Source organism: Streptomyces sp. NP-1717, assembly GCF_022695985.1.
GTDB lineage: Bacteria > Actinomycetota > Actinomycetes > Streptomycetales > Streptomycetaceae > Streptomyces.
Genome location: NZ_JAAPBF010000006.1, coordinates 35,450 through 48,634 on the forward strand (window position 1 = coordinate 35,450; position 13,185 = coordinate 48,634).

The window sequence follows — 13,185 nt, forward strand, 5'->3', positions numbered from 1 at the left end:
GCCGCAGGCATTTCCCGGGCGGTGGAGGGCGGGTGCGCGGCGGGGGAGGTCCAGGGCGTCGTCGCCTCAGAGGCGGTACGCCGCGCCCGCCGGGCTCGCTCCCCGGGTGTCGAGCAGCAACTGCGCCTTCACGGCGAGACCTTGGAGGTCGTACGTGCGGTGGTGCTGGAGCAGCACCGTCAGATCCGCCTGCGCGGCGGCCTCGTAAAGAGAGTCGGCGCGCGGGACCGGCAGATCCCGTACGCGCCAGTCGAGGACGTACGGGTCCTGGTAGCTGACGGTCGCGCCGAGGTCCATCAGCCGGCAGGCGATCTCGGTGGCCGGTGAGCTCTCCTGGTCCGCGTGGTCCGGCTTGTAGGTGACGCCGAGCAGCAGGACGCGGGCGCCGCGGGCGGACTTGCCGTGCTCGTTGAGGAGCGTGGCGCAGCGCTGGATCACGTACTGCGGCATACGGCCGTTGATCTCCTGGGCGAGACCGACCATCCGCAGCGGGTGGCCGGGGGTGCGGCCCGCGTGCGGGAGGTAGCTGGGGTCCATGGGGACGCCGTGGCCGCCGACGCCGGGGCCGGGGCGGAAGGCCTGGAAGCCGAACGGTTTGGTCTCGGCGCACCGGATGACGTCCCAGAGGTCGACGCCGAGGTCGTGGCAGAGCACGGCCATCTCGTTGACGAGGGCGATGTTGACGTGCCTGAAGTTGGTTTCGAGGAGCTTGACGGTCTCCGCCTCGCGCGGTCCGCGCGCGCGGACGACCTTGTCGGTGAGACGTCCGTAGAAGGCGGCGGCCGATTCGGTGCAGGCGGGGGTGAGTCCGCCGATCACCTTGGGGGTACCGGCGTGACTGTGGGTCCGGCGGCCCGGGTCGAGGCGGCTGGGGGAGTAGGCGAGGTGGAAGTCGCGTCCGGCGCGCAGACCGGAGCCCTCTTCCAGGATGGTGCGCAGGAAGCCCTCCGTGGTGCCGGGGACGGCCGGTGATTCGAGCAGCACGGTGGTGTGCGGGCGCAGCCGGGCGGCGAGGGCGCGCGCGGCCTCGCCGACGGCGCTGAGGTCGAGCGTGCGGTCGGGGCCGAGCGGGGTCGGCGCGCAGATGACGGCGGTGCGGACCCGGCCGAGTTCGGTCGGGTCGGTGGTGGGCCGGAAGCCGCCGGAGAGCATGCGCCGGACGTCGGAGGGGGTGAGTGAGCCGTCGACCGGGGTGCGGCCCGCGGCCAGTTCGGCGACGGGGCGTGGATCGGTGTCGTACCCGATGGTCTCGATGCCGGCGGCCACGGCGGCCTGGGCGAGGGGCAGGCCGAGATGACCGAGTCCGATGACGGCGAGGTCTGCGGGCATGTGGGCCGTCCTTTCCCATAACCGGAGGAGACAGGGGGCGCAACCCGTGTGGACAGAACGAGGGAGCGCAATGTCAGACTAGGCGTAAATATGACCGATATGCGTCATTACATGGCCGTACATGGCGGGACATATCTGCGGATTTCCTGGGCCTGATCCGATCTTCGGCCGGCGTTGTCCACAGCCGGTGGCTGAAGTCGTTGAGTCCGGACAGAATCGAAGAGCCCGAACAACACGGGGGGAGACGGGAGGCAGCGGTGAGGACAGCGACACTGGGACCGGAGGAGCGCGCCACGGCTCTGGCAGGTATGGCCGAGCGTGAACTGGACGTGCTGGTCGTGGGCGCGGGTGTGGTGGGCGCGGGGACCGCGCTCGACTCCGTGACCCGCGGGCTGGCGACGGGGCTCGTGGAGGCCCGCGACTGGGCTTCCGGCACATCGAGCCGGTCGAGCAAGCTGATCCACGGCGGACTGCGCTATCTGGAGATGCTCGACTTCGGGCTCGTCAGGGAGGCGCTGAAGGAGCGCGGACTGCTGCTGGAGCGGCTGGCCCCGCATCTGGTGAAGCCGGTGCCGTTCCTCTACCCGTTGCAGCACAAGGGCTGGGAGCGGCTCTACGCGGGATCGGGCGTCGCGCTGTACGACGCGATGTCGGTCTCCTCGGGCCACGGCCGTGGCCTGCCGGCGCACCGGCATCTCTCCCGCCGGCACGCGCTGCGCGTCGCGCCCGCGCTCAAGAAGGACGCGCTGGTCGGCGCGTTGCAGTACTACGACGCGCAGATGGACGACGCGCGCTATGTGGCCACCCTGGTGCGTACGGCGGCGAGCTACGGCGCGCATGTCGCCAGCCGGGCCCGGGTGGTCGGCTTCCTGCGGGAGGGCGAGCGGGTCGTCGGAGCCCGCGTGCGGGACGTGGACGGCGGCGGTGAGTACGAGATCCGCGCCAAGCAGATCGTCAACGCGACCGGTGTGTGGACGGACGACACGCAGGCGCTGATAGGTGAGCGCGGACAGTTCCACGTCCGGGCGTCCAAGGGCATCCATCTGGTCGTCCCCAAGGACCGTATCCACTCCTCGACCGGACTGATCCTGCGGACCGAGAAGTCGGTGCTCTTCGTCATTCCCTGGGGCAGGCACTGGATCGTCGGCACCACCGACACCGACTGGGACCTCGACAAGGCCCACCCGGCGGCCTCCAGCGCGGACATCGACTATCTCCTCGAACACGTCAACTCGGTCCTCTCCGTACCGCTGACGCGTGACGACGTGGAGGGGGTGTACGCCGGGCTGCGCCCGCTACTGGCCGGCGAGTCCGACGCGACGAGCAAGCTGTCACGCGAGCACACGGTGGCGCACCCGGTGCCGGGCATGGTCGTCGTGGCGGGCGGCAAGTACACGACGTACCGGGTCATGGCCAAGGACGCGGTGGACGAGGCGGTGCACGGGCTGGACCAGCGGGTCGCCGCCTGCGTGACGGAGGACACCCCGCTGCTCGGCGCCGAGGGCTACCGCGCCCTGTGGAACGCGCGAGCGGGGATCGCCGCGCGGACCGGACTCCACGTGGTGCGCGTGGAGCATCTGCTCAACCGGTACGGGGCGATGGTCGAGGAGCTGCTGGAGCTCATCGCGGCCGACCCCCGGCTCGGCGAGCCGCTGGCCGCGGCCGAGGACTATCTGCGGGCCGAGGTCGTCTACGCGGCGTCGCACGAGGGGGCGCGCCATCTCGACGACGTCCTGACGAGGCGCACGCGGATCTCGATCGAGACGTTCGACCGCGGGACGCGCAGCGCGCGCGAGTGCGCCGAGCTGATGGCGCCGGTGCTCGGCTGGGACAAGGACCAGATCGAGAAGGAGGTCGAGCACTACCGCAAGCGGGTGGAGGCGGAGCGCGAGTCGCAGCGCCAGCCGGACGACCTGACGGCGGACGCGGCGCGGCTCGGGGCGCCGGACATCGTGCCGCTGTGAGGTGCGGGAGTGCCCCGGAGGGGCTTTTGAGGTGATGTGAGGCGACAGGGGTGCCTGATGCGATCCTTCAGGGGATTGTTTCGGGCGCCCCTGTTCGAGCCCCGAACAGGGGCATGACCAGCGGCGCCATCCCCCGCACCCGGCCCAACGGCCCCTCACCGCGCCCCGCGTGGGTCCTCGTCCCGGCTGATGCCGGACCCGGGACCATCGCATACGCCGGAGTGAGGGACAATGAAGGCTCTGTCAGGGCGCGTTACCGCGCCGAGCGCGGGCAGGCGTCAGGCGCGGGCGGACACCAGGGATCGCAGAGGGGACGCATGGCGGAGGCGGAGCAGTCACGGGACACGGTGCGAAAGCCCCGGAACGGCACTGACGGCACTGACGGTGCGGACAACACGGACGACACCGGGAGCGGCGCCGACGGGACCACCGAGGGGCGCCTCCTCGCGGGACGGTACCGGCTCGGCGAGGTGCTCGGCCGCGGCGGAATGGGCACGGTGTGGCGGGCTGTCGACGAGACGCTGGGCCGTACGGTCGCCGTCAAGGAACTGCGCTTCCCCACCAGCATCGACGAGGACGAGAAGCGCCGGCTGATCACGCGGACGCTGCGCGAGGCCAAGGCGATCGCCCGTATCCGTAACAACGGGGCCGTCACCGTCTACGACGTCGTCGACGAGGACGACCGGCCGTGGATCGTCATGGAGCTCATCGAGGGCAAGTCCCTCGCCGAAGTCGTCCGCGAGGACGGGGTCCTGACCCCGAAGCGCGCCGCCGAGGTCGCGCTCGCGATCCTCGACGTGCTGCGCTCGGCGCACCGCGAGGGCATCCTGCACCGCGACGTGAAGCCGTCCAACGTACTGATCTCCGAGGACGGACGCGTCGTCCTCACCGACTTCGGCATCGCGCAGGTGGAGGGCGACCCCTCGGTCACCTCGACCGGCATGCTCGTCGGCGCTCCCTCGTACATCTCGCCGGAGCGCGCCCGCGGCAAGAAGCCCGGCCCCGCCGCCGACCTGTGGTCGCTGGGCGGGCTGATCTACGCGTCGGTCGAGGGCTGCCCGCCGTACGACAAGGGGTCGGCCATCGCGACCCTCACCGCCGTCATGACCGAACCGCTCGACCCGCCGAAGAACGCGGGCGCGCTGGAAGAGGTCATCTACGGCCTGCTGGCCAAGGACCCGGCGCTGCGGCTCGACGACGCGGGCGCGCGGGCGCTGCTCCAGGACGTCATCGACACCCCCGACCCCTCTGAGCTGCCCGAGCCGGCGGCCGACGCGACGCGGGTGGTGGAGCTGCCGCCGCTTCCCCCGGAGCCCGCTCCCCGGTCGAAGGGCCGGACCAGGAAAGGCGCCGGGGGCGTCGGCGTGGCCGCCGCCTCGGGCGCGTCCGGTGCGTCCGGTGCCGGGTCGAAGCCGGGCAGGGCGCCGGTCGCGGGTGCGGGAGCCGGGGCGGGGGCCGGCGGTTCGGCCGCCGCCATGTCGAGCTCCGCACCGGGTGCCGCCCCGGCGCCGGCCACCGGCACGGCCGGGACCACGACCACGCGGGCGTCGCTCACCGATGTCGTCCCGCGCCGCACGCTGATGATCATCGCGGCGGTCGTCGCGCTGGCGGTCCTGTCCGTCGTCCTGGTCGTCGCGCTCAACGGCGACTCCGACAAGGGGGCCGGGGGAGAGACGGGCAAGGACGACACCGCGGCGTCGGCCGGCGCGACAGCGGGTGACGACGCCAAGGGCGGCACCGGCGACACGTCGGGCAAGGACGAGCAGCAGGATTCGGCCAAGGACAGCGGTGGCGACAAGCCGTCGGACGGCAAGCCCTCCGACGGTGAAACCGGCACCGACAACTCCGGGCCGGGCTCCGACGGCTCGGACTCCGGCCCGGGTTCGGACGGCAAGGGCGTGCCCGAGGACTTCAAGACGGTCACGGACAAGCAGTTCCACTTCTCCATGGCGATGCCCGAGGACTTCAGGCGTACCGGTACGGCCGGGCAGAGTTCGGGCGGCATCTACAGCGAGGACGGTGAATTCCCCCGTATCCAGGTCGACTTCAACGCCAAGCCGAGCAACGACGCGAAGCGCGCCTGGGAGCAGCTCGAAACCCAGATAAAAGGCAGCCTCGGCAACTACAAGCGCCTCGGCATCACGTCCGTCGAGTTCAACGGATATCCCACCGTCGCCGACTGGGGATTCGAACGCGATCAGGGCGGCGAGCGCGTGCGGGTGCTCAACCGCGGCTTCAAGGCCGACGCCACCCACGGCTACGCGATCATGATCACCTGCAAGGCGAGCGACTGGGACGACGACGAGTGCCGGACGCTCCGTGAGACGGCGTACAGCACTTTCAAGCCGACCGACTGACAGCGGCTCGCGGCGTGAACGTGACGCGGTGGCGAGAACTCGTGGGCGGTACAACCCGTTCCGGTGATTGATGCGACTCTCTGTGAGACCGCCCGCGTCATGACCCGGAACGGGCCGTGGCCGGTACCGGCCCGGTGCGCCGGGGCGTACGGGCCCGGGTTGCCGGGAAGGTTAGGACCTGTGTTGCCCTGACCCGGCGGCATATTTGTGTGCGGCCACGTATCGTGAGAACTCGCGGACCGTACGCAGTCACAATGGGCCGGTAAACGACCGGAATTGGCGGTTTCGCGAGGTCTCCGATGACCCGGGGACCCAGGGACAGCGCGCTTGGTGGGAGGCGTCGTGGACGACTACGCGGGACGGGTGCTTGCCGACCGCTACCGCCTGCCCCTGCCTCCGTCCGACGAGTTCGACCTCGTCGAGACGCGTGCGTTCGACACGTACAGCGGGCAGGAAGTCCTCGTCAGGCAGGTGCCGTTGCCCGAGGTCGTGGACGCCGAGATGGTGGACCCGGACGGTGCGGCGGCCGCGCGGCGGGTCTCGGGCGGCCGTACGACCCGCAGGCCCACCGACCCGGCGGTCCGGCGCGCGATCGACGCCGCGCAGAGCGCCGCCCAGATCCCCGACCACCCACGGCTCGACCAGGTCTTCGACGTGTTCGCCGAGAGCGGGTCGCTGTGGATAGTGAGTGAACTCGTCGCGGCCAGGCCGCTGGCGGCCCTGCTCGCGGAGAAGCCGCTCAACCCCTACCGCGCGGCCGAGATCGCCTCGGACGTGCTCACCGCCGTACGGGTGCTGCACGCCCACGGCTGGACCCACCGGAACATCACCATCCGCACCGTGCTCGTCTGCGACGACGGGCGCGTGGTGCTCACCGGCCTCGCGGCGGGCGCCGCCGAGGAAGCGCTGTGCGGCTACATGCCGGTCCCGCCCACGCCGGGCGAGGGCGGTTTCGAGGCCGGCCACCGACCCGCCGGTGAGATTCCGGGTCCCGTGCCGGGCGCCGCGCGGACGCCGGGCCCCGAGCTGGGACCGGCCACGGACGGCCCCGAGACGGCGGGCCTGCCGGGCGCGGGCCCGGGTGTCGTGGGCATCCCGGGCGGGCGTACGGGCACCTCCGAGGCGCTGCCGCCGGGCACCGGGGCGCTGGGCGTACCGGTGGGGCCCGCGTCGCCGGGCCGTGCCGCGCTGGAGACGGCCCGCTCCGCCGACGGTCCGTACGGGGACGGCTCGTACGGCGACGGGTCGTACGGTGACCGCTCGTACGGCGAAGTCCCCTACGGAACCGACGCGTTCGGGCGGCCCGTCGCGGGCCGCGGCCCGGACACCGGTGGCCCGGACACGGACACCGAAGGCGGTCAGGACGGCCCCGACGGCCCCGACACGCGGGGCGGTACGGCTCCGGCCCCCGTCGTCCCGTACACCGGACAGCCCGCCCTGCCGGCCAACCCTTCCCGCAGCGGCCCGGCGGACACCCGCGCCGCGCGCGCCGGAGCCATCGCCGCCTACCGCGCCGGTGCGCGCGCCGCCGCCCGCGTCACCGAGGACCAGCAGCGCGACACCGGCACCCTGCCCGTCCAGCGCCCCGTGCATCTGTCGGACCCCTCGGCGCCCGGCCGGAGCGGTTCGCCGGACAATCCGCCGGGCGGCCCTTCGGCCGGTGCCGCCGGACCGTCGCAGGGCGAGGGCCGCGACCCCGACTGGTGGGCGATGCCGCCCCGCGAGATCGACCCCTCCGGCCACCGGCCGTACGACGACCGGGCCGACGACGACCACGACACGGACGACGACGACCCGCACCCGCCCCGCCGTGTCCAGCTGGCCGGCACCTGGCACGACGGTCCCACCGGCGCCGGTGACGGCTCCCGCCCGCTCTCCGCGGGCGGCGGCGACCCCTACCGCCGGTCGCCGGGCGGCCACGACGCTCCCGCGCTGCCCCCGGCCGGCGGCTCGTCCCCGTACCTCCGCCAGGCGGACGCGGGCGGCACCGGCGGAACAGGCGGCGGCGGAACGGGCGGTGGCAGCTGGCACGGCTCAGGCACCGGCGACGCCATGCGCGCCGACTCCCGGCGGCAGTCCCCGAACCTGCCCGCGGTCCCCGGCCCCGCCGTACCGGCCGGCCGCTGGGACGAGGTCGTCGCGGGCGGCACGACCCCCGCGTACCGGGGTCCCGCGACCCCGCTCGCCGCCGAACGCGCCCGCCAGGCACGGATAGCCGTCGTCGGCGCCGTCACCGAGCGCTGGGCACCCGAGCAGGCCGGCCCGGTGCACGAGAACTGGCAACTCGCCCCGCCCATCGGCCCGTCCACCGACCTGTGGGCACTGGGCGCGCTGCTCTACCGCGCCGTCCAGGGCCACGCCCCGTATCCGGAGGAGAGCGCGGCCGAGCTGGTCCAGCTCGTCTGTGCCGAGCCGCCCGCCTTCGCCGAGGAGTGCGGCCCGCTGCGCCCCGTCGTGGAGTCGCTGCTCCGCCAGGACCCCACGGAGCGGCCGGACTTCGAGGAGCTGCGCGGCTGGCTGCGTTCGCTGGTGCGCTCGGCCCCCGAGCCCGACGCCGGTCTCGACGTGGTCGCCGTGCCCTCCGTGGACGAGCGGCTGCCCATCGTGCGCCGCAAGGGCGAGCTGGTCCGCAAGCGCCGTGGCCGCCGTGGCGACGGCAGGCACCGCCACAAGAAGGGCAGGGAACGCAAGGAGAGGGGCGGCAGGTCCGAGCAGCGCGGGGCGCCGCGCGCCTCGCACGGCGAGACGTACGTCGAGCCGCGCCGCGAGCACGAGGAGCGCGCCTACGGCCAACGGGACCACCGGGACGAGGACTTCGGCGACAGGGAGTACCGCGAGCCGCGCGAGCGGTCGGGCGGCGGCGGTTCGCGCGGGCCGCGCTCGCTCGGACGCGTCCTGCTCGTCGTGATCCTCGCGCTGATGGTCGCGGCCATCGCCTTCGCCGTGATGTTCCTGCCGAAGGCGGGCGAGGAGGGCTCGGGGGACGGCGCCGCGTCGAACCCGAGCGCGCCGGGCACACCGCAGCCGCAGAACCCCGACACGACTCCGGACAGCGGCGGCGACAAGCCCGGTGACCCCGACTCCTCGAAGACGCCGCAGACCTCCGGGCCGCCGGCGGACCTCGCGGACGGCTACGTCCTGCGCGAGGACGCCGAGGGCTTCGACATCGGCGTGGACAAGAGCTGGCAGCGCCGCCCGATCAACGACAGCGGTCAAGTCCGCTACGGACGGGGCGACTTCACACTCATCGTGGTGCCGGGCCGGGACACCGTGGCCGACAACGGTGACGATCCCCTGGCCTACCAGCGGGAGAAGGAGCGGGAGTTGCAGCCCTTCCGGGACTCCTCCTGGGCCACCTCCTCGGGGCTGCGCCGGATCGACGTCGGCCAACAGCCGATGGCTGAGGGCCAGTTCACCTGGCAGAACAGCAGCGGTCAGGAGGTCTACGTCCGCAATCTCGCCATGATCGTCAAGGACAGCTACCACATCATCCAGGTCATCGGCCCGGAGGACGAGCGGGACAAGGTCTCCGAGATCTACCAGCAGGCCATCGGCTCCTACCGGATCACCGGCTGACGGACCGACAGGCCGCAGGGCGACGGGCCGAGTACGCCCTGTTCCGAACCCCCCCCGCCCGTTCCCTCGTCTGTGTCACGGTGCGGTTTCAGGCGCGGGGCCCTGGTTCCGTGTCCGCGCGTCCGCTCCGTAACCTGTGATTCCGAGGAACAGGCGGGGGCACGTGGAAGAGTCTGTGGAAACACGCGCGGGACTGGTGCTCGCCGGGCGCTACAAACTGGCCGAGGCCATCGGCAGCGGCGGCATGGGCCAGGTGTGGCGGGCCGACGACGAACTGCTCAACAGGACCGTGGCGATCAAGGAGTTGACCGCCGCCCTGTACGTCACCTCCGCCGACCGCGCCGTACTGCACGCCCGCACCCAGAAAGAGGCCAGGGCCGCGGCCCGGATCAGCCACCCCGCCGTCGTGACGGTCCACGACGTGCTCGACCACGGCGGCCGGCCCTGGATCGTCATGCAGTACGTCGACGGCCCCTCGCTCGCCGACGCGGTCGCCGACGGCCCCGTCGTGGTGAGGGAAGCGGCCCGGATCGGCCTCCAGGTGCTCGACGCGCTGCGCGCGGCGCACGGGGCCGGGGTCCTGCACCGCGACGTGAAGCCCGGCAACGTCCTGCTGGCGCGGGACGGCCGGGTACTGCTCACCGACTTCGGGATCGCCGCCATCGAGGGCGACTCGGCCATCACCCGCACCGGTGAGATCGTCGGCTCCATCGACTACCTCGCGCCCGAGCGGGTGCGCGGCCACGATCCCGGACCGGCCTCCGACCTCTGGGCGCTGGGCGCGACGCTGCACACGGCGGTCGAGGGCACGTCACCGTTCCGCCGTACGTCCGCGGTGGCCACCATGCAGGCCGTCGTCACCGAGGACCCGCCGGCCCCCGTACGCGCCGGGCTGCTCACCCCGGTGATCGCCGCGCTGCTCCACAAGGACCCCGAGGCCCGCCCGGACGCCGCCGAGACCGAGCGGATGCTGCGGGACGTGCTCGACGGACGGGAGCCCGAGGCGCCGACGTCGAGGGTGACGGAGGGGGAGCGGCGGCAGGCCGCGGGTCCCGTGCCGTCCCCGTCCCACACACCGCCTCCCGGGGGCCACCACCCGCAGTACCAGCACCAGCAGGCCCCGGCGCCGTACCCCTCGCCGTACGGTCACACGCCCCCGAACGCCTATCAGCAGCCGACCGGGCCGCAGACCAACCCGTCCGCCGGGAAGGGCCGTTGGCGGGCCGTGCTCGTCGCGGTCGTCGCCGCCGCGCTGATCGGCGGTGGCGTCGGCTACTACGCGCTCCAGCAGGCCGGTGACAAGGACGATCCCGGCACGAGCGCCGGTGCGAACCCGGACGACGGCAAGGACCAGAACGCGAACGGCGACTCCGGTTCCGGCTCGGACTCCGGCTCCGGTGACGAGGCCGACTCGTCCGGGACCGACACCGACACCGACACCGACACCGACACCGACACCGACTCCGCCCCCGTCCCGGACGGATGGAAGCGGGTGGACGATCCCGCCGGCTTCAGTCTCCTCGTCCCCGAGGGCTGGGAGCGGCAGATGAACGGCGACCAGATCGACTACACCCCCGACGACGGCGTCCACTTCCTGCGGATCGCCGTGGACACCTCGCCGGACTTCCAGGACCCGTACCACCACATGAAGGACATGGAGAAGAACGTCGACGGCCTGCCCGGGTACCAGCGGATCGAGCTGGGTCCCAACACCTTCCGGGGCCAGACGAAGGCCGCGCTGTGGGAGTTCACCTGGACCGAGAAGGACGAGAAGGAGGTCTACGTCGGCCCGCGCCGCGCGATCGACCAGATGTTCTTCTCGGCCGACGGCTCGACCGAGTACGCGCTCTACATGTCGGGCCCCGCCGCGGACTGGTCCCGGTCGCAGTTCGACATCATCCTGGGCGGCTGGCAGGCGGGCACCTCCGGCGGCTAGGGCCTGTCTTTCGGATCAGGCCGGGCTCGCGGTCCCTGGCACGCACGTTCGCCGCGTTGTCGTCGGTCGGCATGGCTCCGCCATGCCTCCCTCCTCCGCCTTGCGATCGCACGCACCAGACCCCGCTCCCTGATCCGGCCTGATCCGAAAGACAGGCCCTGGCGGAGCCGATGTCACGGCTCTGCACCCGCTGTCGTCCCCCGGTGGCTATCGCGGCGCGCCATCCGTAAGGATGTGGGCATGACGAACGATGGGGGACGGGCGAACGAGCCCACCAGCTACGGACTCCGCCCGCCGCAGCCGCCGGGGCAGCACCAGCCGCCGCAGGGGCAACAGCAGCCGCCGTACCAGCCGCACCACGGGCAGTCGCAGCCGCCGCAGGTGCCGCCCCAGGCCCCCCACGGTTCCCCGTACCAGCCGACGCAGGCGAACCGGCACCACACCCCCGCCGAACCCGACCCGTCGGTGGGCCGTCTGCTGGGCGGTCGCTACCGGCTCGTCTCCCGGCTCGGGCACGGCGGCATGGGAACGGTCTGGCTGGCGCACGACGAGATCGTGGACCGCGACGTCGCGGTCAAGGAGCCGCGCGTCCCCGAGCATCTGGGCGCCCAGGAGCGCGACACCGTACACCGGCGGATGCGGCGCGAGGCCAGCTCCGCGGCCAGGATCGACCATCCGTCCGTCGTCACCATGCACGACGTCGTCGTCGAGGACGACAAGCCGTGGATCGTCATGGAGCTGGTGCGCGGCCAGTCGCTCGCCGACCGTCTTCAGGAGGGCACGCTCGACCCCCGCGAGGCCGCCAGGATCGGGCTCGACGTACTGAACGCGCTCAACGCCGCCCACGAGGCGGGGGTGCTGCACCGCGACGTGAAGCCGGACAACGTCCTGCTCGGGCGCGGCGACCGGGTGGTGCTGAGCGACTTCGGCATCGCCCAGGTCGAGGGCCAGCAGGGACTCACCGAGACCGGCGCGTTCGTCGGCTCACCGGAGTTCATCTCGCCCGAGCGGGTGCTCGGCCAGCGCCCCGGGCCCGAGTCGGACCTGTGGTCGCTGGGCGTCGTGCTGTACGCGGCGGTCGAGGGGATGTCCCCGTACCGCCGCTCGAACATCCCTGCGACGCTCCAGGCCGTGCTGTCCGCCGAGCCGCAGATGCCGGCCCGCGGGTCGGGCGCCTTCGGCACGGTCGTGATGCAGCTCCTGCGGAAGGACCCGGCGGCACGGCCCACCGCCGCCGAGGTGCGGGCGGTGCTGGAGTCGGTGGCACGTCCGCCGCAGCTCTTGCCGGAGGCGACCAGGCTCTACCAGGGCGCGGGCACTGCGGGCGGACCGGCCGGCAGCAAGTGGGTCCCGCCGGTGCTGCACCGCAACCGCCCCGCCCAGTACGGTCTCGGCGCTGGCGTGCTCGCGGTGGCCCTCGTGCTGGGACTGGTCTTCTTCAACCCGTTCGCGGGCGACGAACTGCCGGAGGGCTGGGAGGTCCGCTCCGAGGTGGAGATCCTCGACGCCAAGATCGCCGTGCCGGAGGACTACCGGCGCTCCCAGGAGAGCCTGACCGAGGACAGCCGCGTCACCTTCCGGGATCCGAGCGGCGTCTTCACCGTCTCCATGGACCAGGTCCAGAAGAAGCCGGACAACGAGATCCTGCCGGCCGAGAAGGCGGCGTGGGAGAAGTACTACGAGGACGGCGGCGACAACGGTACGGAGATCAAGGAGGCGGAGTACGAGAGCCGGGAATCGTCGTTCGCGGGCTCGGACAAGGCCTTCGACAACGTCGTCGACTTCGTGCCGTACGGGGACTCCTCCGAGGATCCGATCCGCTACCGCTACCACGAGCTGATCGTCCCGGGCACCGACGAGGTGCACTGGCGGCTGCGGGTGGCGATGCCGGCCGAGGGGGACGCGGTGACGGACGGGGAGGAACTCTTCTCCGACGTGGTCGAGCATCTGCAGATCGAGAGCAAGTACCTGCCCTGAGTACCTGATCAGGGCTTATGTGCCAGTGATCACTGGCGCGTTCACG

Annotated in this window: 6 protein-coding genes; 5 read left to right on the forward strand and 1 reads right to left on the reverse strand. The window is 72.5% G+C overall.

From position 1 onward, the window contains the following. Positions 1-66: 66 nt before the first annotated feature. The gene (locus GXP76_RS02370) at positions 67-1,329 is read right to left on the reverse strand and encodes a nucleotide sugar dehydrogenase (protein WP_242569697.1); all 1,263 of its coding nucleotides are present in this window, start codon (positions 1,327-1,329) and stop codon (positions 67-69) included. Between the two features lie 257 nt (positions 1,330-1,586). On the opposite strand from GXP76_RS02370, the gene GXP76_RS02375 reads away from it, so the two are divergent. From GXP76_RS02375 to GXP76_RS02395, 5 genes are all read left to right on the forward strand, one after another. Then, complete coding sequence (locus GXP76_RS02375; protein ID WP_242569698.1) at positions 1,587-3,293, forward strand: glycerol-3-phosphate dehydrogenase/oxidase; 1,707 nt, start codon at positions 1,587-1,589, stop codon at positions 3,291-3,293. A gap of 317 nt (positions 3,294-3,610) precedes the next feature. Next, complete coding sequence (locus GXP76_RS02380; protein WP_242569699.1) at positions 3,611-5,650, forward strand: serine/threonine-protein kinase; 2,040 nt, start codon at positions 3,611-3,613, stop codon at positions 5,648-5,650. A 342-nt stretch (positions 5,651-5,992) separates the two neighbouring features. Next, entirely contained in the window at positions 5,993-9,226 is a 3,234-nt protein-coding gene (locus GXP76_RS02385) for a protein kinase (protein ID WP_242569700.1), read from the forward strand. Positions 9,227-9,389: 163 nt separating this feature from the next. Next, complete coding sequence (locus tag GXP76_RS02390; RefSeq protein ID WP_242569701.1) at positions 9,390-11,162, forward strand: protein kinase; 1,773 nt, start codon at positions 9,390-9,392, stop codon at positions 11,160-11,162. A 240-nt stretch (positions 11,163-11,402) separates the two neighbouring features. Beyond that, positions 11,403-13,139, forward strand: coding sequence for a serine/threonine-protein kinase (locus tag GXP76_RS02395; protein WP_242569702.1), 1,737 nt, complete (start codon positions 11,403-11,405; stop codon positions 13,137-13,139). Positions 13,140-13,185 lie beyond the last annotated feature (46 nt).